18 protein-coding genes are annotated in these 24,286 nt (G+C 72.2%); 6 read left to right on the top strand and 12 right to left on the bottom strand.

The window, feature by feature from the left end:
* Nucleotides 1-162 precede the first annotated feature (162 nt).
* Complete coding sequence (locus ACGGAQ_RS22945) at nucleotides 163-558, top strand: hypothetical protein (protein WP_393052340.1); 396 nt, start codon at nucleotides 163-165, stop codon at nucleotides 556-558.
* A gap of 87 nt (nucleotides 559-645) precedes the next feature.
* Here the strand turns inward: ACGGAQ_RS22945 and ACGGAQ_RS22940 are convergent, their stop codons facing one another.
* Together ACGGAQ_RS22940 and ACGGAQ_RS22935 are read right to left on the bottom strand one after the other, a co-directional pair.
* Nucleotides 646-1,419 carry a hypothetical protein gene (locus ACGGAQ_RS22940; protein WP_393052338.1) on the bottom strand — a complete coding sequence of 258 codons (774 nt, stop codon included), beginning with the start codon at nucleotides 1,417-1,419 and terminating at the stop codon, nucleotides 646-648.
* A gap of 206 nt (nucleotides 1,420-1,625) precedes the next feature.
* A complete protein-coding gene (locus ACGGAQ_RS22935) occupies nucleotides 1,626-4,013 on the bottom strand; it encodes a discoidin domain-containing protein (protein WP_393052336.1) in 2,388 nt (795 codons plus the stop codon).
* Nucleotides 4,014-4,375: 362 nt separating this feature from the next.
* Here ACGGAQ_RS22935 and ACGGAQ_RS22930 point away from each other — a divergent pair, with 362 nt between their 5' ends.
* Nucleotides 4,376-5,206 (top strand): hypothetical protein, encoded by an 831-nt coding sequence (locus ACGGAQ_RS22930; protein ID WP_393052335.1) that lies wholly within the window; start codon nucleotides 4,376-4,378, stop codon nucleotides 5,204-5,206.
* 135 nt (nucleotides 5,207-5,341) lie between these two features.
* Here ACGGAQ_RS22930 and ACGGAQ_RS22925 read toward each other — a convergent pair whose 3' ends face one another.
* Nucleotides 5,342-7,195, bottom strand: coding sequence for an adenylyl cyclase (locus ACGGAQ_RS22925; protein WP_393052333.1), 1,854 nt, complete (start codon nucleotides 7,193-7,195; stop codon nucleotides 5,342-5,344).
* Between the two features lie 164 nt (nucleotides 7,196-7,359).
* Here ACGGAQ_RS22925 and ACGGAQ_RS22920 point away from each other — a divergent pair, with 164 nt between their 5' ends.
* Complete coding sequence (locus tag ACGGAQ_RS22920) at nucleotides 7,360-7,812, top strand: hypothetical protein (protein WP_393052331.1); 453 nt, start codon at nucleotides 7,360-7,362, stop codon at nucleotides 7,810-7,812.
* Between the two features lie 236 nt (nucleotides 7,813-8,048).
* Here the strand turns inward: ACGGAQ_RS22920 and ACGGAQ_RS22915 are convergent, their stop codons facing one another.
* Nucleotides 8,049-8,627: a DJ-1/PfpI family protein gene (locus ACGGAQ_RS22915; RefSeq protein ID WP_393052329.1), complete on the bottom strand. Its 579-nt coding sequence runs from the start codon at nucleotides 8,625-8,627 to the stop codon at nucleotides 8,049-8,051.
* Between the two features lie 52 nt (nucleotides 8,628-8,679).
* Between ACGGAQ_RS22915 and ACGGAQ_RS22910 the strand changes: the two genes are divergently transcribed.
* Both ACGGAQ_RS22910 and ACGGAQ_RS22905 read left to right on the top strand, forming a co-directional pair.
* The gene (locus ACGGAQ_RS22910) at nucleotides 8,680-9,621 is read left to right on the top strand and encodes a GlxA family transcriptional regulator (protein ID WP_393052328.1); all 942 of its coding nucleotides are present in this window, start codon (nucleotides 8,680-8,682) and stop codon (nucleotides 9,619-9,621) included.
* A 137-nt stretch (nucleotides 9,622-9,758) separates the two neighbouring features.
* The gene (locus ACGGAQ_RS22905) at nucleotides 9,759-9,947 is read left to right on the top strand and encodes a hypothetical protein (RefSeq protein WP_393052326.1); all 189 of its coding nucleotides are present in this window, start codon (nucleotides 9,759-9,761) and stop codon (nucleotides 9,945-9,947) included.
* 18 nt (nucleotides 9,948-9,965) lie between these two features.
* Here the strand turns inward: ACGGAQ_RS22905 and ACGGAQ_RS22900 are convergent, their stop codons facing one another.
* The gene (locus tag ACGGAQ_RS22900) at nucleotides 9,966-10,733 is read right to left on the bottom strand and encodes an alpha/beta fold hydrolase (RefSeq protein ID WP_393052324.1); all 768 of its coding nucleotides are present in this window, start codon (nucleotides 10,731-10,733) and stop codon (nucleotides 9,966-9,968) included.
* A 59-nt stretch (nucleotides 10,734-10,792) separates the two neighbouring features.
* Between ACGGAQ_RS22900 and ACGGAQ_RS22895 the strand changes: the two genes are divergently transcribed.
* Nucleotides 10,793-13,834, top strand: a complete 3,042-nt coding sequence (locus tag ACGGAQ_RS22895) for a BTAD domain-containing putative transcriptional regulator (protein WP_393052322.1) — start codon at nucleotides 10,793-10,795, stop codon at nucleotides 13,832-13,834.
* 27 nt (nucleotides 13,835-13,861) lie between these two features.
* Here ACGGAQ_RS22895 and ACGGAQ_RS22890 read toward each other — a convergent pair whose 3' ends face one another.
* The 7 genes from ACGGAQ_RS22890 to ACGGAQ_RS22860 form a co-directional block, all read right to left on the bottom strand.
* Nucleotides 13,862-14,416, bottom strand: a complete 555-nt coding sequence (locus ACGGAQ_RS22890) for a dihydrofolate reductase family protein (protein WP_393052320.1) — start codon at nucleotides 14,414-14,416, stop codon at nucleotides 13,862-13,864.
* Nucleotides 14,417-14,487: 71 nt separating this feature from the next.
* Nucleotides 14,488-15,042 (bottom strand): hypothetical protein, encoded by a 555-nt coding sequence (locus tag ACGGAQ_RS22885; protein ID WP_393052318.1) that lies wholly within the window; start codon nucleotides 15,040-15,042, stop codon nucleotides 14,488-14,490.
* Nucleotides 15,043-15,059: 17 nt separating this feature from the next.
* On the bottom strand, nucleotides 15,060-16,895 hold the full coding sequence (locus tag ACGGAQ_RS22880; RefSeq protein WP_393052316.1) for a prolyl oligopeptidase family serine peptidase: 1,836 nt from the start codon (nucleotides 16,893-16,895) through the stop codon (nucleotides 15,060-15,062).
* Nucleotides 16,896-18,674, bottom strand: a complete 1,779-nt coding sequence (locus ACGGAQ_RS22875) for an N-acetylglutaminylglutamine amidotransferase (protein ID WP_393052314.1) — start codon at nucleotides 18,672-18,674, stop codon at nucleotides 16,896-16,898.
* Between the two features lie 98 nt (nucleotides 18,675-18,772).
* Nucleotides 18,773-21,436 (bottom strand): glutamate--cysteine ligase, encoded by a 2,664-nt coding sequence (locus tag ACGGAQ_RS22870; RefSeq protein WP_393052312.1) that lies wholly within the window; start codon nucleotides 21,434-21,436, stop codon nucleotides 18,773-18,775.
* Nucleotides 21,437-21,905: 469 nt separating this feature from the next.
* Entirely contained in the window at nucleotides 21,906-23,276 is a 1,371-nt protein-coding gene (locus ACGGAQ_RS22865) for a cellulase family glycosylhydrolase (RefSeq protein ID WP_393052311.1), read from the bottom strand.
* Between the two features lie 119 nt (nucleotides 23,277-23,395).
* Nucleotides 23,396-24,259, bottom strand: coding sequence for a hypothetical protein (locus ACGGAQ_RS22860; protein ID WP_393052309.1), 864 nt, complete (start codon nucleotides 24,257-24,259; stop codon nucleotides 23,396-23,398).
* Between the last annotated feature and the right edge of the window lie 27 nt (nucleotides 24,260-24,286).

Genomic DNA, 24,286 nt, shown 5'->3' with positions numbered 1-24,286 from the left:
CACGTTCGGACGCTGGCAGGTCGAGTGGTGGTCTGCCCGACTTGCCAGCGGGTCGCCGGCTGGCGGGATGGCCCGCGCAACCACCCCCGGAGGTGGGGCTGACCGCTTGTCTGTTCAGTAGTAGGTCTCGCTAGGCCGTCGTCAGGTGTATACGGTGCATCGGTGCATGACCCATCCGTGCTGGACGGTCTGGTGAAGATGACCGGCGTGCAGATGCTGTGGTTCGCCGACTACTACGACGGACCGTTGGATGGTCTCGCGCTGCTCGACGGCAGGGAGTACTGGTTCATCGCCGTTGCGGATGAGCACGGCTGTCCCGTTGACCAGCGACGGCGCTGCTACGTACTTCACGCGATCTCAGAGGAGCAGGCACGGGCGGAGTGGGCGGAGCACCGCGACTTTGTTGCGGTGGTTAGTGGGCCTGGGTGCGTACACACACCCGCTTGCCCCCGCGGCCTCGGTGATGCCGACGCGGCTGCTGCCTGGCACAGCGATCATCCTTGGGAGCTACGGCCCGACCATGCCAGTGGGCCAGCGGTCGGGTGGTTCCGCGGGTAGACCGTCGAGGCAGGCGAAGACTGTGCACTGGCGTTCTCCCGCTCATCGGTCGAGCCGTCGCGGTTTCATCAACCCTTACCGGCATGACTAGTCCGGGTAGGAGTCGTTGATGACCAACTCTCGGGTCTCGATGATGCCGGGCCAGTAAGGGGAGACCGGGTCGGTGCCCCGGCGCAGCCAGAGGGTCGTACCGTCGGTGGCCGTCGCGGTCTCGATGACGTGCTCGGCGTCCGCCTCGATGCGGCCGGTCTCGACTGGGCCCAAACTGAGCCTCTCCGCCTCGGTGCGCAGGTCGGCGCGGGCAGGGTAGAGCAGAGCGGCACGGCCCGGGTCCACGCTGACGGCGGCCGGCTCGACGCGGGCCAGCCACGGCCCCAGCGCAAGCACGCTCGCGGCGATCCCCGCCCCCGGAACGGTGACGAAGAGCCGGGCGACGACGTCAGCTTCGGCCGGCCCGATGTCCAGGGTGCGGTCGGGCGTGAGGCCGGAGCCGTTGGTCGCGCCCTCCCAGCCCAGGTCCTGGTCGGCCCGATCGATCACCAGGCGGGTGGCGGGCGGCCCGGACGGGGGTACGACGGTCTCGGCGTAGCGGACGTTGCGCGAGTAGCTGAAGTCCTGATCGCGCCAGCCGAAGCGGTGCAGCAGCGGCTGCGCCAGGGCGTGCATGGCGCGTTCCTCGTTCCCGGCGACCCGGTAGCCCGACAGCAGCAAATCCGCGCGGTCGACGTCGACGTCGATCCCGTCGGCACCGAGCTCGTCGGCGAGCGAAGCGTAACGGCGCAGGGTGTCGGTGGCGGTCGCGGTGCCGCGTTCCAGCCTGAGCATCGCCCTCATTCTGAACGGCGGCTTGTTCTTCGCCACTCGCCTCACCACCAATCCGCGGGACGCACCGTCACGCGGGGCACCGTAACCAGCGGCTACGAAGTGAACAACGGATTTGGGTCGGGTCGGCTGGGCACCTGCGCCGACGTCACGGTCGAGAATCGTGGGAGGTGTCGAGTCCACGTGCCCGCTCGCCGGACAGGTGGCGGCCGCCGGTCGGCGTCCGGCGGCCGCCCCACGCCCGGTCAGCTGGCGTACACCTCCAGTGCCGCCAGTTGCCCGGCCGGCCAGCCGGTGTTACCGGTCACGGTGATCCGCACGTAGCGGGCCTGCGCGGCGCTGAACGTCAACGACACCGAGTTGCCTGTCGAAGGATCGAAGGTGCGCGCGCTTGAACCGACCAGCGTGCCGAAGCTGCCCCCATCCGTGCTGCCCGTCACGGCGAGAGTCTGCATGCGGCTCCCCCACGCCGACGACGGCGGCAGCTTCAGCACCACCCGCCCGACCGTGCGCGTCGCGCCCAGGTCGACCTGGACCCACTGGGGGAACGCGTTGTTGGCGCTCTCCCAGTAGCTGTTCGCGTCGCCGTCGACCACGTTGCCCGAGCCGTAGCTCTGGACGTGGCTGCTCTCGCTGGTGGATCGCCCCCGGGCGAGGTCGGCGTTGGCCGGGGCGTCGGTGGTGACGGTGACCGCGTTCGAGGCCGCCGAGGTGTTGCCGGCGGCGTCGCGTGCGGTGACGGTGAAGGTGTACGAGGTGGATGCGGCAAGGCCGCTCACGGTCGCCGTGGTGCCCGTGACCGTGCTGACCACCGTGCCGCCCTGGCGCACCTGGTAGCCGGTCACGCCGTTGTCGTCGGTCGACGCCGTCCAGGCCAGGGACACGCTGCTCGCCGTCCGGCCGGTCACCGTGAGGCCGCTCGGGGCGGTCGGCGGGTTGTCCGTGGTGCCGCTGGCGGCGTACACCTCGACCTGGGAGAGCTGGCCCGCCGCCCAGCCGGTGTTGCCGGCGATGCTCAGCCGGACGTAGCGGGCCGTGGTGGTCGTCAGCGTGCGGGTGACGGCGTTGCCGGTCGCCGGGTCGAAGGTGAACGCGGAGGCCGCGGCGATGGTCGAGAAGGAGCTGCCGTCGACGCTGCCCAGCACCGTGATGGTCTGGGTACGCGCGCCCCAGCTGGCGGGCAGCCGCACCACGAGCCGGCTGACCTGCTGGCTGGCGCCGAGGTCGACCTGCCACCAGTGCGGGAACGCGCCGCCGCCGCTCTCCCAATAGCTGCCGGCGTCGGAGTCCACCGCGTTCGCGGCCACGAACGGGCCGTTCTGGCTGCTGGCCGAGGTGGACCGGCCGGCCGCGAGGTCGCCGCTGGTCGGGGGCGGGGTGCCGACCATGGGCGGGGTGGGGCGTGTCGCGGTGAGGGCGAGCTGCCCCTTGAGCATCCGGCCGCCGTCGGCGGTGATGCGCAGGTAGTAGTCGGAGGAGCAGGCGACGCCGTCCTCGTCCAGGGCGCGGATGTTCGCGCCGGCCGGGGTGGTGGCCTGGGTCTCGGACGTCTTGGCGATCTGGTTGCCCTCGTTGTACTCGTCGAACATGGACACGTAGAGGCCCTGGGAGCCGAGCCGGACCATGTTGTAGATGTGCCGCCAGTAGAAGTCGCCGTGCTTGCGGTGCCCGCCGGCGAGGTCGCCGGGCATGACGCAGGGCAGGTAGTCGATGCCGCGCGCCGCGCAGTCGGCCATGTCGCCGACGTTGACGTTGTTGTAGTACGAGTCGAGTTCCTCCACTGTCCTGGCCCGGTAGACCATCCACGGCGAGATCGCGTGGAACGCGTGGTAGACGTCGAGGAAGCCGGGGCGGGAGTCCTCGATGCCCTGCCGCCACCAGGTGGGTACGCCACCGATGACGTAGCAGCCCTGCGCCTTGAACCAGTTGACGACCTCCAGGCACGGCCCGGGGGCGAAGGGCCGGCTGGGCTCGCTGAAGCCGAAGCCCCAGATGCAGACGACCGGCTTGCCGTTCTGCCGGGCGTACGCGCTCGAGGCGGTGTGCGCGGACATCTTCGTCGTCCAGTCGGTCTTGATGTCCGTCTGCATGGTCAGCCAGTCGGTGACGTCGTACATGATGTAGAACTTGCGGCCGTAGCGCTCGGCCGCCGCGCGGACCTTCTGCGTCATGGCGTCGCGGGTCGGCCCCTCGTCGCCGGTCGGGTTGAACCGTTGCAGCGCGGCCGTGTCGCAGCCGTACTCCTGCATCCAGCGGACGTGGGTGTCCACGGTCTGCTGGTCGTAGGAGGAGAAGAGGGTGGCCGGCGAGCCGTTGCCGAGGTTGGGGTACGCGGTGGGATAGCTGCGCGTGTACTCGCGCATGTCCGGCCAGGACACGATTGTGGTGTTGGACGGCGACGGCGGCTGGAAGCGGTCGCGGCTCCAGTGCCACCAGCCGCCGATGGGCGCGGAGTCGCCGGGAGCGCTGAACCAGCCCTGGTAGCCGACCGTCACCTTGCCGACCACGTCGCCCGGAGGGCTCGCGGCGGCGGCCGGGGTCGCCAGTGTGGAGAGTAGTTCGGTGGTGGAGGTGGCGGCGAGGGCGGACCCGGCCAGCACGGACGTGACGAACCTGCGGCGGGAGACCGCCATGAGGACCACTCCTTCGGGACGGAAGGCATTGACGGTCATCGTGGCAGGAGCGGTCGCCGCACCGCAAGAGTGCGACTGAGCCGTGGAATTTTGGACCAGGAAGCCGAAAGTACGTCTGCGGGGCACTTTTGATTACACCAATTATCACAACAATGCCATTCACGCCCCTTATTGGACATAGCGTCGGTCTGGCCTTCTCGACCGTCGGGAAGGGTTACCGACCAAAGGCGACAATGTTGAGATTTTCCCAGCGACTTTCAGCTACTGGAGCAGTCGCGGCAGCGGCCGCGGGAGTGCTGGTCCTGTCCGGAGGCGCTCCGGCTTACGCGGCACCGGGTGATGCAAGCGCCCGGGGAGCCGTGGTGGACCTGTCTGCGTCAGTGTTCGGCAATCCGGTCATCAGCGCCGGAGCCGTCATCGGCACCGCGACGGCCCCGGCCGGCGGTGGCACGGACGACGACATCGGCCTGGTGTTCACCATCCCGGGCGCGCTGGGGATCACCACCGCCGGCAGCGTCGTGGTGGTCGGCGCCATTCGCGGCGACACAGCCTCCTCCGCCAGCGCCTCAACCTTCCAACTCGCACTCGGCGTGCTCGGCATCCCGGTGATCAACTCCGACGCGATCTTGGCGAGCGTGACCTGCCCGCAGGTCGGCGCCCAGACAGCGGACACCACGTTGGCCGGCTTGGAGTTGTTCGGCAAGCCGGTCAATCTGCTGCCGAACACTCCCGGCGTCACCGCCAGCCACGCCGTCACGGTCCCCGGCCTGACCGGCGCCAGACTGAACGTCACGCTCACCAACGTCGAGACGACAACGGCCGACGGAGCCACGGCCATCGCCGTCCAGGCAACCCTGCGGCTCACCGGCAGCATCGTGGGCGGCCCTCTGCTGGACATCCCCGTCGGGTCCGTCATCCTGGCCGAGGCCCGCTGCGAACGCCCGCTGCAGCCCACACCCACGCCGACCGCCACGCCGACACAGCCCACACCGTCACCGACCCAGCCGACCGCGGCCCCGACCGGTGACCCCACACAGCCCCCGCCAGCCCTCACGGCCAGCCCGACCCTGCCCGTCACCGGTGACAGCGCCGGCGACCTGTGGTGGCTCCTCGGCACCGGCCTCGTCCTGGTCATCGCCGGCACATCGGCACGGCTGATCTCCCGCCGGAACCGCGCGTCATTCGACGCTTGACACGCCATTTGAGCTGAACCCGCGTGGAGCGGGTCCGGGCGGTGAGCCCTGACCCGCTCCACACGGTGCACCGGTACCACGGCGGGGGCCGGAGCCGTAGGCCGGTTCCGGCCCCCGCCAATACGCCCGAGACCGCTACGGAGTCGGGTACTGCGCGATGTAGACCGGCACGCCGACCTTCGTCGTGTCGGCCGCGTCGCCGACGCCGTTGACGACGTGGTCGATCGTGCCAGCGCTGAGGTTGACGGTCATGATGTGGTGCAGCCGGACACCCGGCCGGTTCGGCGCCTCGAAGCCGTTCTCGGTGTGGATCGACGGGTTGTTCTGGTTGAACACGTACACCCCGCCGCCGTAGAGGTCGTGGTGGCGTACCCGGTCGCCGACCTTGTAGCCGGCATAGCCCTCGACCGGGCCGTTCATCCAGTCGGCCTGCGTCGGCGGGTCGTACGGCAGCTCGTTCTGGTAGAGGATCGTGGTGCCGTGCTCGCCGTTCCAGACGGTGTTGTAGCGCTGGAAGTGCTCGACGAACAGGCCGGTGGCCGTCACGTGGTCGCCGTTGATGACAGCGCCGTAGCGGCCGGTGTTGGTGCGCCAGCGGTCGGTGTCACCGTTGACGCCCTCGGTGAAGCCCTCGACGCCGTGGTCGCCGCGCCACACCCAGGTGTGGTCGATGAGCACGTTGTCGCTGTTGACCTCCAGGGCGGTGTTCGTGCGGCCGATGTGCGGGCCGCCGACCCGGAAGTAGACGTCGGACAGCGTGGTCGGGTTGGCCGGGCTGCTGGCGTCGTGCCCGTGCTGCCGGCCCACCCGCAGCAGGACCGGCGACTCGACGGTGCCGGCGTCGATCGTGACGCCCGCGACGATGACACCGGGGACGTTCGCCACGTCCAGCGGGACGGCGCCGTTCACCGCCGTGAGGGTGGCGTGGCCGATGCCGAGCACCACCGTGTTGGCGCGTCGGATCTCGATGCTCCGGGCGATGTCGTAGACGCCCGGGGTGAGCAGCAGGTGCTTGCCTCGCGCGAGCTGGCTGTTGATCACGCGAACCGGGTCGGACGGCTTCGCGATGAAGAAGTCGTCGATCCCGATGGTCCGCCCGGGGGTCATCCCGTTCGCCCACGAGACGCCCCGGCTGTCGCGCTGCGCCGCCGGCACCCGCACGTTGTAGCGGCCCTTGCCGTCGACGTACAGGTACGGCTTCTCCCGGCTCACCGGCGTGGTGTCGAGGGTGGTGTACGGCGGGTCCGGGAACGTGGCGTCGTCCGGTGCGCCCTCGACGCCCGCGAAGACCTGGTTCCACACGGCGTTGGACCACCCGGCGACCTCGCTGTTGCGGGTGAGCCACTGCTGTTGGGAGCCGTTGGTGGTGGCCGGCAGCCGTGAGTCGGCGATGAAGCCGCCGCTGGCGTACTGCGGGCCGGCCGTGCAGTAGTCCATCAGGGACAGCCCACCGCCGGTGATGTTCAGCCGGCGCATCGAGACCGCCTGGGACACCGCCCAGAAGTTCGCCGTCGACCGGCAGCCGTCCTGGCCGGCGGCGTTGACGGTGAGCGAGAGGTTGGACAGGGTGCGCCAGAAGTTCACAAGCGCGAGGCAGTTGCCGGTGCCGCCGTCGGCCAGGCAGCGGTTGTAGACCTCGATCTTGCCGTTGACGGCGACGTCGGTGGGCGACGCGCCCAGGCCGGCGACCTCCGTGTAGTAGCCGACCTTGGCCTGCAACGGCTGTTCGGCCGTGCCGTACGCGCCCGGCTTGAACAGGTAGGCGTGCCGCTCGGTGCCCATCTCGTTGTCGACCTGGCGGGCGTGCGCGGCGTCGAGGGTCTGCTGGATCTCGCTGACCGGCATGGTCGGGTCGAAGATCGTCACGTTCGGCCCGAAGTCGGGCGCGCTGTGCGTGGGGCGGCCGGCGCTGGCCGCGGTGCTGGTCATGGTGACGGCGGCGGTCACCAGCAGGGCAAGGATGAGGGTACGTCGGGACGGGCTCGTCATGTGGTTCGTCCTATCCGCTGACGGGACGGTGCTCCCGGTAGCTGGGTGGTGAGAGCGCTCTCTGAAACCCGTTTCTACCCGGTGAACGCCCCGTACGCCATGCCCCAACCGTGGACGATGTCCACGGTGGAGGCGAGAATGAGCCGTGACGCGGGGAGGCGCCCATGCGGATCGACTCGTTGCCCAGGGTGGACGAACACGCCATTGTGATCGCCGCCGAACCGCACGAGGTCTGGCCCCACCTCCTCCACGTGGTGCAGGAGACGTTCGACGGGACAGCCGTGAGCGCGTACGCCCGTCTGGTGCGCGCCGCCGACCCCGTCGCGTCCGGGCCACGGCCCCTCGCCGAGGGCTCGACCCTCCCCGGCTTCCACGTGACCACCGCGCACCCCGCCCGGGAGCTGACGCTGAGGGGCAGCCACCGGTTCTCGACGTACGCGCTGAGTTTCCGCCTCGAACCGGTCGAGCCGGGACGGACCCGCCTGCGAGCGGAGACGCGAGCGGCCTTCCCCGGCCTGGCCGGCGGCCTCTACCGGCAGCTGCTACTCCGGTCCGGCGGCCACGTGCTCGGCGTACGCCGAATGCTGGCAAGAGTCCGCCGCCCTCTAGACGAGTAAGTCCTCACTCACGACGGGGCTGGGGCTGCGGCGAGGGGCGCCGGTCATCCGCTGTGGCCGACTGTCGTGTCGATGTGCTGTTGAGCGGTATTCCTCAGAGGTATGAATATGACTCTGAGGAATACCGCTCACCACCGCATCCGCCCTCACGGAGGTGACCGAGGGTCACCGCCGGCCGCCGGCTGCGCCCACCGCCGCGTCGCGTACCCCCAGGGGGTGCGGCGCGTCGGCCACTCTCACCCGCCGGCGGTTCCGACCGCTCGCTGGTACTCGATCGTCGCGGCGACCCGGTCCGCGGTGGCAGCATCCATCTCGCGTTCCGTGATCCACAGGCCCAGATCCAGCCCGGCGGAGAGCGCGCCTGCGGTGATGCGGTCGCCGTCGTCGACCACCCGCTGATCGAGGACGGTGACGCCGTACGCCCGTAACTCCTCGTACGCGTTGCGGTTGGTGGTCGCGCGCCGGCCGGTCAACAGTCCGGCGGCGGCGAGCAGGAGGCTGCCGGTGCACACCGATGCCATCCAGCGCGTCGAGGGGGCCAGCGCGGCCAGCCGGGCAGGCAGCACCCCGTGCTGCGCCTGCGCCCAGGACCCCGCAGCGGCCCGGTTCAGCCATCCACCGCCCGGTACGACGATGCCGTCGGCCTGCCCGAGCACCGTTGGCACGTGCAGGTTCACGCCCCGCATGCTGCGTACCGGTCCCGGCTGCTCGACGGCGACCAGCTCGACGGAGAAGCCCGCCATCGCCAGCACCTCGAAGGGTCCGAACACGTCCAGCTCGTCGAAGCCGTCGAAAACCACGATCTCTATTCGCACCAGGCCAGGATCTCGTCCGGTCGTCCGCCTGACGAGTGGCATTCTTGCCCCTGTGCACAAGCAATCCGCCACGCACCGGGTCGCCGTGCTCGCCCTACCGCCCGTCGTCGCTTTCGACCTGACCATCGCGACGCACGTCTTCGGTCACGAGGGCCAGGGCCGGTACGCGACTGTCGTGTGCTCCCCGGACGGCGGCGCCGTGCCGACCACGACGGCGGGACTCGGCATGACCGTCGACGCTGACCTTGACGCCGTGCGCACCGCGGACACCGTCATCGTGCCCGGTTTCCGGCGCGGACCCGCGCCGGCCCGAGCGCTCGACGCCCTGGTCGCCGCCTACGAACGGGGTGCTCGTGTCGCGTCGATCTGCACCGGCGCGTTCGCGCTCGCCCAAGCCGGGCTGCTCGACGGCCGGCGGGCCACCACCCACTGGGCCCACGCCGAGGCGCTGGCCCGCGAACACCCCGCGGTCACCGTCGACGCGAACGCGCTGTACGTCGACGAGGGACAGGTGTTGACCAGCGCCGGGCTGGCCGCCGGCCTCGACCTGTGCCTCTACCTGGTCGGCCGGGACCACGGCCAGACGGCGGCCATCGAGCGCGCCCGGGTCATGGTCACTCCCCTGCACCGGGCCGGCGGTCAGGCGCAGTTCATTCCCCTCCAACCCACCGATGCCGCTGACCTGACCGTGGTCACCGAATGGGCGACCGCCCACCTGCACCTGCCACTGACGGTCGGGGACCTGGCCCGGCGCGGCCACCAGTCGACCCGTACGCTGCACCGCAACTTCCGGCGGCGCTTCGGCATGAGCCCGCAGGCATGGCTGACGCAGCAACGACTTCGTGCGGCGTGTGGCCTGCTCGAAGACGGCACGGTCACCATCGACGAGGTGGCCCGACGGACCGGGCTGGGCACCGCCACCAATCTGCGCGCCCACTTCCGCCGGGCCTTCGCCGCCACCCCCACCGCCTACCGTCAGGCCTTCCACCCCTGAACCCCGCGCCTCCCGCGATCTTGCACTTTGTGCAGCTGTCACGCGGCTTTCGCGCCTTATATCACCGCAGAAAGTGCAAGATCGCCGTGGGAGGCGCATCGAAGGGCTTGGGCGTGTTGCTGCTATACAAAGCAACCATGACGCGTGATCGGATCATCGCAGGACTGTTGCTGGTAGTCGCACTGCTCAGCCTGGCCGCTTCGAAGGCCGCGCCGTTCCTGGACGACGCCCCGCTGGCGGCACGAACGGCGGTCGTGGTTCTCGGCGTGGCGTGCGGCCTTGGTGGCGTCTGGCTGTGGCTCCGACGCTCCCCCGAACAGCAGTAACCCACCCGCTCATCTGGGTCACCGGGCTGGCACCGGCTCGGCCAGGAACTCGTCGATCATCGGGGCCAGCCAGTCGGCGCGCTGCGGGATCGTGGTGTGGGTGGTGCCCGGCAGGATGGCCAGCCGGCAGGCCGGCAGACCGGTCAGGTCGCCGGGCACCCCGCCGCCGAGCAGCCGGAACATCCGTACCGCGTGCTCGGGCTGGACGATGTCCGAGTCGGCCAGCACGATCATGGCGGGCGCGGCCAGGGCCCGGATCTGCTCGGGCGTCCACCGGGGCAGCTTCGCGTCCAGGACCTTCATCTTGGTGACCAGGGTGGCCCAGCCCGCCGGGTCGGGCGCGGTTCGCAGGTACTCCTCGTGGAACTCCGAGCCGTGCAGATGCTCCGGTTGCAGGTCCTGGATCCCGTCGAGCAGCCCGGGGTGCAGGCCGTCCTCGTCGAAGCTCACCGAGGCGAGGACGAGCCGCCCGACCCGCTCGGCGTGGTCGGTGCCCAGGCGCAGCGCCACCGCCGAGCCCATGCTCCAGCCGAAGACGTCCGCCCGCTCGACACCCAACCGGTCGAGCAGTTCGACCACGTCGGCGGCGAAGTGCTCCACGGTCAGCGGACGGTCGACGTCCGGGGTGTGGCCGTGCGCCTGCAACTCCACGGCGATCACCCGCCGCGACTTCGCCAGGAACGGCAGGATCGTGCCGAACGAGGTGCCGATGCCGGAGAGCGCGCCGTGGATGAGCACCAGCGGCCGGCCCCCGTCACTGCCATGTGTCTCGTGATAGATCTCCATGCCCACACGGTGCGCCGGCGCGCTTACGGTCTGCTTCAGGTCGTCTTACCGGCGCTAAGATGTCCGCCGTGCAGTTCGGGGTGCTCGGGCCGCTCGCCGTCACGACGGACGCCGGCGAGCCGGTGGTGGTGCCCGGCACCAAGGTGCGCGCCCTCCTGGCGGACCTGCTGACCAACCGCAACCAGGTGGTCTCGGCGGACCGCCTGATCGACGACCTGTGGGGGGACGACTCCCCTGCCAACCCGGCCGGCGCGCTCCAGGTGCGGGTGTCGCAGCTGCGCAAGGCGCTCAACGACGCCGAGCCGGGCGCCCGCGACCTGGTCGAGTCCCGGGCTCCCGGCTACCTGCTGCGGGCCGACACGGTCGACGCCGACCGGTTCGCCGAGCTGGCCCGGCACACCGACGTCGATCGGTTGACCGAGGCCCTCGGGCTGTGGCGGGGCGAGGCGTACGCCGACGTGGCCGACGCCGAGTTTGTCCGCGCCGAGGCGACCCGACTCGCCGAGCAGCGCCTCGCCGTGCACGAGCGGCTCGCCGAGGCGCGGGTGGCCCGGGGTGAACACGACCTGGTCGCGGCCGACCTGGTCGAGCTGGTGGCCCGACACCCGCTGCGCGAGGGCCTGCGGGCGGTGCAGCTGCGCGCGCTGTACGCGGCCGGTCGCCAGTCCGAGGCCCTGGACAGCTACGCCGACCTGCGGGACCGGCTCGCCGACGAGCTGGGCCTCGACCCCGGCCCCGAACTGGTCGCCCTGCACCGCAGGATCCTCGAACAGGACGCCGGCCTGAGCGCGCCGCCGAAGGCCGCGATCATCCGCAACAGCCTGCCGGCCCAGCTCGACGAGCTGGTCGGCCGGGCCGAGGCGCTGACCGAGCTGCGGGCCCTGCTGCCCGCGCAGCGCCTGGTCACGCTGATCGGGCCGGGTGGCGTCGGCAAGACCCGGCTGGCCACCGAGACCGCCCGCGGCCAGTCCTTTCCGAACGGCGTTCTGCTGGTCGAGCTGGCGCCGCTGCCGGCCGGCGACCCGGGCGTCGCCGAGCAGGTGCTCGGCGCGCTGGACGCCCGCGAGGCCGCCGGCACCAGCCTGTCGGCCACCGATCGACTCGTCGCGGCGCTGCGGGCGCGACACCTGCTGCTCGTGCTGGACAACTGCGAACACGTCATCGAGCCGGTCGCCGCGCTGGTGGCCCGGCTGCTGCGCGACGCGCCCGGGGTGCACGTGCTGGCCACCAGCCGGGAGTCGCTCGGCCTGACCGGGGAGCTGCTCTGGGAGGTACCCCCGCTGTCGCTGCCCTCGGACAGCGACCCGGACGCGGTGCGGCGCTCGGCGGCGGCCCGGCTGTTCGCCGCCCGTGCCGCCGCCCAGCACCGCGGTTTCCGTCTCGACGAACGCACCGCGCCGGCGGTCGCCCAGCTCTGCCGTCGCCTGGACGGCCTGCCGCTCGCGTTGGAGCTGGCCGCGACCCGCGTCCGCGCGCTGGGTCTGCGGGGTGTGGTGGACCGGCTCGACGACCGGTTCCGGCTGCTCACCACGCAGCAGCGCGACGTGCCGCCGCGACAGCGGACGCTGACCGCGGTGATCGGCTGGAGCTGGGACCTGCTCGACGACGCCGACCGCGCGGTGCTGGCCCGGCTCGCGGTGTTCGGCGACGGCTGCACCCCGGAGGCGGCCGAGTTCGTCTGCCGGACCGACCTCGACACACTGGCTCGCCTGGTGGACCGGTCGCTGGTGGTGCTGGACGACTCCGGCACCAGCCCCCGTTACCGGCTGCTCGAGTCGGTCGCCGCGTTCTGCCTGGACCACCTGCTCGACGCCGACGCCACCCGGGCGCGGCACGCCGCGTACTACTCCGACCTGGCCGAACAGGCCGACCCGCAGCTGCGCGGCCCCGACCAGCAGCGGTGGCTGGCGCTGCTCGACGCGGAGACGGTGAACCTGCGCGCGGCGCTGGTGCACGGCGGCGGGTTGCGGCTGGCCGTCGCGCTGAGCTGGTACTGGTACCTGCGGGGCCGGCTCAGCGAGGCGCGGCGAGCCCTCGCGACGCCTGGCGATCCGACGCAGGAGAGCCGCGCCGCAGCCTGGCGGATCGGTTTCGCGCTGTTGCAGGGCGAGCAGATCCCGGCGGCCGAGGTGCGCGCCGCCCTGGCCGGTGTCACCGACGCCCGAGCCGTCTGGTTCGCGGCGAACGCGGTACTCGAGAGCAGTGACCTGCCGCTGGCGTCGGAGCTGCTGCCCACCGCCGCCACCGATCCGTGGACCGAGGCCGCGGTGCTCAGCTCCCGGGCCATGATCGCGCACGCCGCCGGTGACCTGGCCGCGTTGGAGAGCGCAGCGACGCGCAGCACCGCGCTGTTCGCCGAGGTGGATGACCGGTGGGGCCGCCTCCAGGCGAGCGACTGGGTGGGTGGGCTGGCCGAGATTCGCGGTGAGTACGAGCGCGCGGCGGCCCTGCACCGGGAGGGGCTGCGCTGGGCCGAGGAGCTGGGGCTGTGGCCGCACGTGGCCGGCAAGCTGTCCTGGCTGGCCTGGCTCGCGGTGCAGACCCGCGACTACGCGCAGGCCCGGGAGCTGGCCGAGCGCGCGTACCAGCTGGCGGTGGAGCAGGGCTCGCCGAGCGCGATCGTCTTTGCCGAGCTCGGCCTCGGCTTCGCCGCCCGCCGCGACGGCAAGCTCGACCTGGCCACCACCCACCTCACCCGCCTCGCCGAGCAGGGGCGCAACGAGGCCCAGCCGGCGCTCTACCTGCCGATGGTCCTCGTGGAGCTGGGTTACGCGGTCGAGCAGAGCGGCGAACCCGCCGCCGCGCTGGCCCTGCACGTCGAGGCCTTCGACGTCGCCGAGGCGATGGCCACCGCGCGCGATGTGCTCGGCCCGCTGGAGGGGATGGCGTCGGCGGTGCCTTCGCCCGAGGTCGCGGCCCGGCTGCTCGGCGCCGCGGCCGCCGCCCGGCAGGCCGGCGGCATTCCGGCCGCGCCGGCGGAGCGCGACGACACCGACCGGGTGACCGAGCGGGTGCTCGCCGTGCTCGGCCGGGAACGGTTCGACGCGCTGGTCGCCGAGGGCGCGAAGCTGAGCCCGGGCGAGGCCCGGGCCCAGCTCTGACCGCCGCTCAGCCGCTCAGCTCGCCGCTCAGCTCGCCGACTTCGGCCGGTACGAGGCGACGATCACGCCGCTCTTGTGCACCCGGGTGTCGATCAGCTCGAACGTCGCCTTCACGTCGGTGAGCGGCGTGCTCAGGCTGGCGCCGCCCTCCAGCACCGGGTGGATCCAGAACCGGACCTCGTCGATCAGGCCCGCCTTGACCAGCTGGGCGGTGACCGAGCCGTAGCCGTACTGGATGATGTCCTTGCCGTCCTGGGCCTTGAGCTTCGCGACCGCCTCGACCAGGTCCCCCTGGAGCACCTCCGTGTTGTTCCAGGTGGGGTTGGTGAGGGTGGTCGAGGCGACGTACTTCTTGACGTTGTTGAAGAACGCGGCGCCGGTGCTCGGGTCGCTCTCGTCCATCGTCGGCCAGGCCTGGGAGAAGCCGTCGTAGGTGGCCCGGCCCATCAACAGCGCGTCGGCGTCCTCGGTCTGCGAGCCGGCGAAGGCGGCGGCCTCCTCGTCGAAGTAGGGCGCGGTCCACATCGGGTTCTCGATGACGCCGTCGAGGGTGAGGTAGGTCGAGTTGATGAGCTTGCGCATCGGAATCTCCTGGGTGTCTGTCGTGTTCTGCTGACACCCGGAACACTGCCGGCCTCCGCTTACGATTCGCTTCAGGTGCCCTTGCGAGGGTCCGAAAGCGGGTCGGTCAGCGGGATCGGCAGCGCCTGCGGGGCCGCCGTGCCGCCGCCGGGCGAGTGCGCCGGCGCGGGCCGGTCGCCGGTGCGGCTGTGCAGGCGTCCGCGCCCGGCCGGCCCGGCGCGGCGGGTCACCTCGACGGTCACCATCCGCACCGGCGGTGGCGGCGCGGTGAAGCGGCCGACGCCCCAGCGCACCCAGATCGGGATCCGGCCGGCGTCCGCCTCGGCGGTCAGCTTCTGCACCGTACGCGCCCGGTCGGTGTGGTCGACCTCGATCACCACCGGCGGGCCGTCCGGTCGGGCGCACGCCACGTCGAGGACGGAGTGCCGCTGCTGCATCGGCGGCGGCAGCGGTACGACGCTGGGCGCGCGCCGGTAGACCCGCCAGCGGTGCTCCTGCCCCCACCGCACCACCGCGTCGATGATCCGCGCGGTCACGTCGTCGGTGTCCAGGTCAACGAAGGTCACGTCGGTCAGCCACCGGCTCAGGTCGGCGGCCAGCCGCTCACCCTGCTCCGTGACGTCCACCGGCGCAGGATAACGCCTCAGCCGAGGGTGGCCGGCGTCACGGCGAGGTGCCGGGTGAGCCAGGCGGTGGTGGCCGTACGCGCCGTCTCGGCGTTGTCGCGGGCGAGGAAGTCGTGCCCCTCGCCGGTGAGCACGAGGTGCCCGTGCGGGACGTCCCGCGCGGCGAGGGCCTGCGCCACCTGGGCCGACTCGCCGGCCGGCACGTTGGTGTCGTTGGCGCCGTGGATGAGCAGCACCGGCACGTCGAGCTTGTCGATGTGGGTCATCGGCGACAGGTCCCGCAGCAGGTCGGCGTCGCGTACCGGGTCGCCGTACTTGCTGACGGCGGCGGCGGCGATCCACGGCTCGGTGCCGGCGTAGAACGTACGGAAGTCGGAGATGCCGCACTCGGCCACGCCCGCGGCGAACAACCCCGGGAAGTTCACCAGCACCGCGAGGACCAGGTAGCCGCCGTAGGAGCGGCCCAGGCAGCCGAGCCGGCCCGGGATCGCGACACCGCTGTCGAGCAGGTGGTCGGCGCACGCCGCCACGTCGGCGATGGCCCCGTAGCGGCCGGCGAGGTTGTCGGCGGCGACGAAGGTGCGGCCGAAGCCCGACGAGCCGCGCACGTTGGGCGCGAACACCGCGACGCCCTGCGCGACGAGGGCCTGGAACAGCGGGTTGTAGCCGGGACGCTCCTGCGCCTCGGGGCCACCGTGCAGGCTGATCGCGGTCGGCCAGGGGCCCGGACCGGGCGGGCGGTAGAGCCAGCCGGACAGCGGCAACCCATCGCGCGCGCGCAGGTCGACAAGCTGCGGGGCGACACCGCTGTGGCCCGTACGCGCGGCACCGGTGTCCGGCCGCAGCGGGCGGGGCGTGCCGGTCGCCGGATCGACAAGCCAGACCTCCCGGGGCTGCACCGGCCCCTGCGCGGTGACGCAGAGCAGGTTGCCGTCGGCGGCGAAGACGGCGCCGTCGAGCACTTCGCCCGGGGCGGCGACGGCCCGCTGCACGCCGCTGGCGAGATCCAGCAGGCTCAGCTCGCTGCGCCCGCCGTAGGTGTTCCAGAGCAGCGCGGCACGTCGCCGGTCGGCGCTGAGCGCGACGTGTTCCAACTCGGCGTCCGGACGTTCCGCGAGCCGCGTCGGGGCCAGCGCCGGTCGCGCGAGGTCGACGCGCACCAGCGCGGCCAGCTCCGAGTACGCGTCGGTACGCGCCAGCACGCTCGTCCCGTCGGGGCCGAACCAGCCCTGGTCGGTGCTGCCCCGGCCGGTGTCCGGCATCAGCCGCACCTGGTCGCCGGTGGCCACGTCCAGCAGCTCCAGCCAACGGGCGTTACGCGGACCGCGACGCAGCAGGGCCGAGCCGCCGTCCGGGCTGACGTCCAGGAGGGTGAGCAGGTCGCCCTCGGCGAGCACCCGCCGGTGCCCGGTGCCCGCGTCGACCAGCACGGCGGCACCGCGGTCGGCGGTCTCGGTGACCGCCAGCAGCGCGCCGTCGGGCAGCCAACCGGCCAGGGCGGCGCTGCGGCGGCCGAACCCGGCGACCTGGCGGCGCTGCGTGCCGTCCGGGCGCAGCACCCACAGCTCGGTGCGGGGGGCGCCGCCGGGCGCGACGACGCAGGCCAGCCACTGCCCGTCCGGGGACCAGCTCACCGAAAGGACCGGTGCGTCGCCGCTGGGCAGCGCGACGGCCTCGGCGGCGTCGACGTCGCGGACCCAGACGGTCGGGGTTCCGGCCCGGTCGGACAGGTACGCCACCCGTCGGCCGTCCGGCGACGGCGCGGGCGCGAAGTCCTCGCCGGGGGGCGGGGTCACCGCCGGCCGGTGGCGCACGGGTCGGACCCGGCGCGGCACCTCGATCCGTACGCTCATCTAAACCCCGATCCGCTGCAACCAGAGCTCCAGCAGCCCGAGCTGCCAGAGCGCGTTGGAGCCCAGCGTGGTCCGCCGGGCGTTCGGCGCGTCCAGCAACTCCTCCAGGTAGTCCTTGCGGAACAGGCCGCGCTCGCGCGCCGGCCGCGCGGTCAGCGCGTCACGGACGTCGTCGAGCAGCGGGCCGGACAGGTGCCGGATGGCGGGCACCGGGAAGTATCCCTTCGGCCGGTCGATCACCTCGTCGGGCACGATGCCCCGGCTCGCGGCCTTCAGCACGCCCTTGCCGCCCTGGGCCAGCTTGAGCGCCGGTGGGCAGGCGGCGGCCAGCTCGACGACCTCGTGGTCGAGGAACGGCACCCGGGCCTCCAGCCCCCACGCCATCGTCATGTTGTCGACCCGCTTGACCGGGTCGTCGACAAGCATCACCAGGCTGTCCTGGCGCAGCGCCGCGTCGAGCGCGGTGTCCGCCCCCGGCGCGCCGAAGTGGGCGGTGACGAACTCCAGGCTCGCGTCGTGGTCGAGCATCCACTCGGGCGCCAGGTGACCGGCGAGCGCGTCGTGGCGACGGTCGAAGAACACCCGGGCGTACGCCTCGACGGCGTCCGCGCGGGCCACGTTGGCCATCGGCGGGTACCAGTCGTAGCCGGCGAAGATCTCGTCGGCGCCCTGCCCGGACTGCACCACCGTGATCCGCTGCGCGACCTCCTCGGAGAGCAGGTGGAACGCCACGCAGTCGTGGCTGACCATCGGCTCGCTCATGGCCGCGATGGCCTCGTGCACGGCGGGCACGAACCGGGCCGCGCCGATGCGGATCTGGTGGTGGTCGGTGGCGTACTCGCGGGCCACCAGGTCGGAGTAGTGGAACTCGTCGCCGCTCTCCCCCGCCGCCGCCTCGAAGCCGATGCTGAAGGTGGCGAGCCCGGTCTGGCCCTGCTCGGCGAGCAGGGCGACGATCAGGCTGGAGTCCAGGCCGCCGGAGAGCAGCACCCCTACCGGCACGTCGGCGACCATCCGGCGGCGTACGGCGGTGCGCAGCGCCGCCATGATCCGTTCCTGCCACTCGTCGGGGGACATGGCCGGCGCGGCAACGCGGGTGAACTCCGGTCGCCAGTAGACGGTGTCGGTGCTGCGGCCGTCGCCGGTGATCACCCGCACCGTGGCCGGGGGCAGCTTGCGGACGCCGGCCAGGATGGTGCGCGGTGGCGGCACCACCGAGTGAAAGCTCATGTAGTGGTGCAGCGCCACCGGGTCGAGGTCGGTGTCCACGTCACCGGCGGCGAGCAGCGCCGGCAGGGTCGACGCGAAGCGGATCCGGCCCGGCGTCTCGGCCAGGTAGAGGGGCTTGATGCCGAGCCGGTCGCGCGCCAGCACCAGGGTGTTGGTGGCCAGCTCCACCAGGGCGAACGCGAACATCCCGTAGAACCGCTCGACGCAGGCCGTCCCCCACCTGTGGTACGCCTTGAGGATCACCTCCGTGTCCGAGGTGGACCGGAAGGAGTAGCCGGCGGCGGTCAGCTCGTCGCGCAGCTCGCGGTAGTTGTAGATGCAGCCATTGAAGACCATGGCGAGGCCCAGCTCGGGATCGACCATCGGCTGGGCGCCCGCGTCGGACAGGTCGATGATGCGCAGCCGGCGGTGCACCAACGCCGCCGGGCCGTGCTGCCACCGCCCCTCGCCGTCCGGGCCCCGGGAGGACAGGCCCGGGAGCATCCGTTCCAGCGCCGCCAGATCCGGTGGCGCCCCGTCGAGGCGGAACTCGCCTCCGATACCGCACATGGCACACACCTCTCATCGGCTCGGTCCGCTCGGGCCGCTGACCGGTCCAGGCTTGGCGGACCGGGTTGCGTCCCGATGACATCTTCATCAAGCGTGAGTTACGCCGAGGGCTGCTCGACTCCGCCGAGCAGCCAGGTGTCCTTCGACCCACCGCCCCGCGACGAGTTGACGATCATGCTGCCGGCCGGCGCGACCCGGGTCAGCGCCACCGGGGCCACCTCGGCCGTCTCGCCGAGGAACACGAAGGCCCGCAGGTCGACGTGGCGCGGCGCGAGCGCCGTACCGTCGAAGACCGGGTGGGTGGTGAGCGCCACCACCTCCTGGGCGATCCACCGGTGCGGCGCGGCGAGGATCTGCTCCCGGACGGCGTCCAGCTCCTCGGCCTCGGCACGCGGGCCGATCACCACGCGGTCCCCGCCGTACCCGTCGACCGGCTTGAGCACCAGCTCGTCGAGCCGGCCCAGCACCTCGGCGCGCTGCTCGGGCAGCCCGCACAGGTACGTCGGCACGTCGCCGAGCAGCGCCTTCTCCCCCAGGTAGTACTCGATGAGCCGAGGCACGTACGCGTACAACGCCTTGTCGTCGCCGACGCCGTTGCCCAGCGCGTTGGCCAGCGTGAGCCGCCCGGCGTGCACCGCGGCCAGCAGCGGCCAGCCCAGCGGCACGCCGTCGGCGCCCGGGGCGTGCAGCAACGCGTCCTCGTCCATCCGCAGGTAGAGCACGTCGACCTGGCTGCGGCGGCCCTCCCGGACCAGGTGGACGCGGCCGTCGGACACCAGCAGGTCGCTGCTCTCGGTCAGCGGCACGCCCATCTCGTCGGCGAGCAGCCGGTGCTCGAACCAGGCCGGGTCGCCCGGGCCGCTGCTGAGCACCACCACGGCGGGGTCGTCGGCGGCGGCGGGGGCGGCGGCGAGCAGCGCCCGGTGCAGCATCGCGGGTGTCTCGTCGGCGGGCAGCAGGTCATCGGGCACCGGAAGCTCGGGCAGCACCGCCCGGGTGAGCCGGCGGTTCTGCACGGCGTAGCCGATGCCCGAGGGAACCCGGAGGTTGTCCTCCAGTACGTACCAGCCGCCGGCTGGGTCGCGGACGAGATCGGTTCCGGACACCTGGGCCCGCGCGCCGCGCCGGCTCATCAGCGCACCGGTCGGGCGCAGCCCCGGCGAGGACTCCACCACCCAGGCCGGGACGACCCCGTCGGCGACCACCGCCCGGTCGGCGTACACGTCGCGCAGGAACGCGTCCAGCGCGCGGGCGCGCTGCACCAGGCCGGCGCGCAGCGCCCGCCAGTCGTCGGCGGGCACGACCCGGGGCACCAGGTCGACCGGGAAGAGCCGGGTGCTGGCCTCACCGGCCACGCTGAACGTCACGCCCCGGGCGCGCTGCTCCTCGTCCCGGTCGTGCTCGCGTTGGCGCAGGCCAGCGGCGCCGAGGGTGCGCAGGGCGGCGAGCAGCGGACGGAACGTCGGCGCCGGCCCGTCCGGGCCGAAGACCTCGTCGCCGGCGTCGGCGTACGCGGACAGCGCGGGCGGTGGCGGCACACCGGGCAGGGGCGTACGCACCCGGCCCCGCGTCTCGTCGAGCAGCAGGTCGACCACGTCGGCCAACCGGCCCCGCCGCTCGTACGCCCGCCGCTGCCGCGCCGCGGAGCTGCCGCGCTCCAGCGCGTACCGGGTCAGCTCGCGGACCTGCTCGGCGTCACCGGTCGCCTCCAACTGCGGGCGCAGGTCGGTCACCAGGCGGTTGACCGCCTCGGCCGCCGGCACCGGCCGGGCCGAGCGGGGCAGGTCGAGCAGGTCGCCTTCCAGCCCGGAGCGGGCGGCCCGCCACACGGCGGCGCGCAGCACCGGCGGCCGCACGGCGGTGCGCTCGACGCCGGCGCGCAGGGCGGCGACCTCCCGACGCACCAGCGCCCGGAACAGCCCGGTGAGCAGGACGATGGTCTCCACGTCGGCGTTGGCGTCGGTGATGCGCAGCTCCACGGTGGGCACGTGCGCCGACGGCCGAACATCGAAGTAGATCATGGCGGGGTCGGTGATGGTCTCCGAGGAGATCAGCTCGGCGACCAGGGCCTCGTGGTCGGCCGCGCTGGTCACCTCGCCCGGGTCACCGGCCGTGGGCCAGCGCTGCCAGACCAGCGAGCGGACGCTGGCGTAGCCGCTGTCCTGACCCATCCAGTACGGCGAACTGGTGGACAGGGCGAGCAGCACCGGCAGCCACGGCTGTACCCGCCGGGTGACGGCCACCGCCAGGTCCCGGTCCAAGACCCCGACGTGCACCTGCGCGCCGCAGATCAACTGCTCCCGGGCGAGCATCTGGTACTCGTCGAGCATCCGTCGATAGCGCGAGGTGGGGGTGACGCTCGGGTCGCCGTCGGCGCGCAGCGGCACCGTGCCGGCCGCCACGATGCCCAGTCCGGCCCGGTCGGCGACCTGGACCGCCGACTGGCGCAGTCGGGTCAGCTCGGCGCGGATCTCGTCCAGGGTGCGACAGACCGCGGTGTTGGTCTCCACCACGCTGCGGTGCAGCTCGGCGGTGAACGACGTGGCCGGCAGCCGGTCGAGCAGTTCCCCGGCCCGGGGCACCAGCTCCCGGGTGTGCAGGTCGACGACGTGGAACTCCTCCTCCACGCCGATGGTGGCAAGGTCGGCCGGGTCGTCGTGCACCGCCGCCGGGGCGGGGCGGGACGTGGGCACGGCCCGGCCGTTGCCGGACCGGCCCACCGGCCCGTCGAAGGTCGCCGCGTTCGTGGTGTTGTCGACCATGGTCACCCCGGTTCGCGTGTCGGTGCTCTCGACTGTCCGACGAGCGTTCCCACGCTTGGTACCGGGGGCGTTTCCGGCGCGTTAAGGTGACGCACCGTTCTGGCCGGGTTGGCTCAGCGTCGACGACGGCGGCACCGGGCGTACCGCTGATCCTCTTCGGACAGCGGGGTCTCTCCGGGCTCGGTCGCGGCCACCAACCTGCGCGCTCACTTTCCAGCGGGCCTTCGCCACCACTGCTACCGCGTACCGGCGTGCCTGCACACCCTGAACTGACGGTCGGGGATCGGATCTGGTCGAGAGCGATATACCTCAGAGGTATGAATATGACTGACAGGTATATCGCTTGCCGAAGCGACCGCCCCGGCGAGGGCAGCCCCGTGAGTGATCGACACGGGATCGGCGATGTCGGGGCATCCCACTGGCCCGGATACCCCGACATCGGCGATCTGGAGGTGATCAGGCGGTCAGGTCACCTCATGTTGGCCACCACGAACGGCGCGTGGCCGTGCAGGTAGTTGTTCCACCCGCCGGTCACCGGCGCGCCCGGGCTGAGCAGGTTGGTGGTGTCGGTGCCGACGTCGAGCTTCCAGGCGGTCCAGGAGATGTTGTTCGCCTTCATCCAGTCGATCCAGGACTGCGCCTCCGGCAGGCAGGCCCGGCCGTCGAGGCCACCGTCGGCGTTGCTGGCGCCCCACTCGGTGACGAACAGCGCCAGGCCGGCCCGAATGGCCGTGTCGCCCTTGGCGCGCAGTGACGCGCCGTGCGTGCACGAGTAGAAGTGCAGCGTGTACATGAGGTTGGTGCCGGAGACGGGGCTGGCCGCCGCGACGTCCACGTCCTGCGACCACGTCGGCGTTCCGAGCACGACGATGTTGTCCGGGTCGGCGGCGCGGATCGCGGACACGACCGCCTGGTGGTACGGCTTGATGACGCCGGTCCAGCTGAACTGCAACGGCTCGTTCCACGTCTCCCAGATGACGTTGGGCAGGTGACCGTAGCGGCGTGCCAGGTCGCCGAAGAACGCCACCGCCTGGGACTGGTTGTTCTGCGCCTCGTGCGCGTGCCAGTCGACGATCACGTACACCCCGGCGGTGACCGCGTTGTTGATGATCGTCTCCACCTGCGCCCGCGCCTTGCCCGGATCGCTGAGGTACGCCCCGGCGGGCTCCACGCCCATCGCCGCGCGGATCACCTGGAGGTTCCAGTTGTCCCGCATCCAGGTCAGCGCGGAGAGGTTCTCGGCGTAGGGAGCGGTCTCCCAGTTGAGCCACATGCTGCTGACGCCGCGCAGCTGCACCCGCGCGCCGTTCTTGTCGCACATCGTGGTGCCGCAGACCCGCAGCTGCCCGTACCGCTGCACGGGTGTGCCGGTCGTCGGCGGCGGAGTGCTGGGCGGCGGGGTGGTCGGTGGCGCAGTGGTGGGCGGCCGGGTCGTGGGCGGTGTGCCGCCGGTGCAGGACACGCTGTTGCCGTTGACGGTGCAGTTCACCGGAGTGCCGGAGCCGTTGACGAGGAAGCCGAACGACGTCGAGGCGCCGGCCCCGAGGGTGCCATTCCACGACACGTTGCTGAAGGTGTAGTGGTTGCCCGAGGTCACCTGCTGGGCGTTCCACGACTGGCTGATGCTCGTGCCGGCCGGCAGGTCGAACTCGACCCGCCAACTGCTGATCGGCGCGGAGGTGTCGTTGGTGACGGTGACCTGGCCCTGATAGCCACTGCCCCAGTTGTTGGTCACGGAGAACACAACAGTCGCCGCGCTGGCCGGCGTGGCGATCATCGCCACCGCGCCGGCGAGCAGGCCGGCGACGGCCAGCGACGTGACAAGTCTCAGTGTGCGCATGCGGAACCCGCTTCTCTTCGACGGTGCTGGTCTGAGGCGGGGCGGCGCCTTCACGCACAGTATCGATCAACGACGATGTCCTGCAAGACGGGGCGCGCCGATGCCCGCCGCTCGGCAGGTCAACCCCGCCGCCAGCCCCAACGCCGCGAACCGGTCGCGTCCCGCGACCCACCCTTCTCCCGGGCCAGCATCTCGGCCGCGACCCGCAGCTTCTGGGCGGGCTCCGCGGCGGCCGGGCCCAGCGTCTCCACGAAGCGGTTGCCCATCGACAGCACCATGGCCGCCCGGTCGAGGTCGCCGATCAGGACCAGGCACTGGGCGTACACCCCGTAGGTGTTGGCCATCTCCCAGAAGGTCAGCGGACGCGCCAGGTCGAGCAGCCCCTGCCGCAGCTCGCAAGCCCGCGACGCGGCCAGCGCCGCCTCCTGGGCACCGTCGCCCGACGACGGCCGCGTGAGGTGCCGGTGCAGCAGCGCCGTCGCCTGGTTGTGGTAGGCCGTGCCCATCGCCTCCCGGGTGCGAGGCCCGGCGGACGGCGGAGATCCGGCAGAGGTCAGACCCACCGTCACGGCCCGTTCCAGCAGGTCCCGGCGCGTGGCGGGCTGACCGGCGGCGAACGAGACCTCGGCCAGGTCCACCAGTGCGGTGATCAGCTCGGCGAGGGCGTCGTCCCGGGGCGCCGCCGCCACGTTCCCGCCCTCGGCCGCCACGGCGTCGTACACCCGCTCGAAGACGACCACCGCCTCCCCGCCGGGCGCCATCCCGTCGGCGGCCCTGCCGCGCGCCGAGAGCAGCATGCTGTGCCGCCACAGCGCCCGGGCCAACTGCTGCTGGTCCTCCCGGACCGCCCCCGGACCGCGCACCGCCTCCCGGTACGCCTCGATCACCCGGACCCACAACCGGTCCGCCTCCGCCCAGGTGTCCTTTCGCGCCGAACGCTCCCGCGCCTGCTCGAACAACCGTCGCCGCTCGTCCGGTCCCATCGTCCGCACCGCCCTTCGTGGTCGCCC

Source organism: Micromonospora sp. NPDC047557 (genome assembly GCF_043205095.1).
GTDB lineage: Bacteria > Actinomycetota > Actinomycetes > Mycobacteriales > Micromonosporaceae > Micromonospora.
This window is presented reverse-complemented; position numbering and strand designations above follow the sequence as displayed.

Coding starts and splice junctions, on each gene's coding strand:
- ACGGAQ_RS22935 (WP_393052336.1), bottom strand. CDS start 4,013: ATGGCGGTCTCCCGCCGCAGGTTCGTCACGTCCGTGCTGGCCGGGTCC.
- ACGGAQ_RS22925 (WP_393052333.1), bottom strand. CDS start 7,195: ATGACGAGCCCGTCCCGACGTACCCTCATCCTTGCCCTGCTGGTGACC.
- ACGGAQ_RS22920 (WP_393052331.1), top strand. CDS start 7,360: ATGCGGATCGACTCGTTGCCCAGGGTGGACGAACACGCCATTGTGATC.
- ACGGAQ_RS22905 (WP_393052326.1), top strand. CDS start 9,759: ATGACGCGTGATCGGATCATCGCAGGACTGTTGCTGGTAGTCGCACTG.
- ACGGAQ_RS22900 (WP_393052324.1), bottom strand. CDS start 10,733: ATGGAGATCTATCACGAGACACATGGCAGTGACGGGGGCCGGCCGCTG.
- ACGGAQ_RS22895 (WP_393052322.1), top strand. CDS start 10,793: ATGTCCGCCGTGCAGTTCGGGGTGCTCGGGCCGCTCGCCGTCACGACG.
- ACGGAQ_RS22890 (WP_393052320.1), bottom strand. CDS start 14,416: ATGCGCAAGCTCATCAACTCGACCTACCTCACCCTCGACGGCGTCATC.
- ACGGAQ_RS22880 (WP_393052316.1), bottom strand. CDS start 16,895: ATGAGCGTACGGATCGAGGTGCCGCGCCGGGTCCGACCCGTGCGCCAC.
- ACGGAQ_RS22875 (WP_393052314.1), bottom strand. CDS start 18,674: ATGTGCGGTATCGGAGGCGAGTTCCGCCTCGACGGGGCGCCACCGGAT.
- ACGGAQ_RS22870 (WP_393052312.1), bottom strand. CDS start 21,436: ATGGTCGACAACACCACGAACGCGGCGACCTTCGACGGGCCGGTGGGC.
- ACGGAQ_RS22865 (WP_393052311.1), bottom strand. CDS start 23,276: ATGCGCACACTGAGACTTGTCACGTCGCTGGCCGTCGCCGGCCTGCTC.
- ACGGAQ_RS22860 (WP_393052309.1), bottom strand. CDS start 24,259: ATGGGACCGGACGAGCGGCGACGGTTGTTCGAGCAGGCGCGGGAGCGT.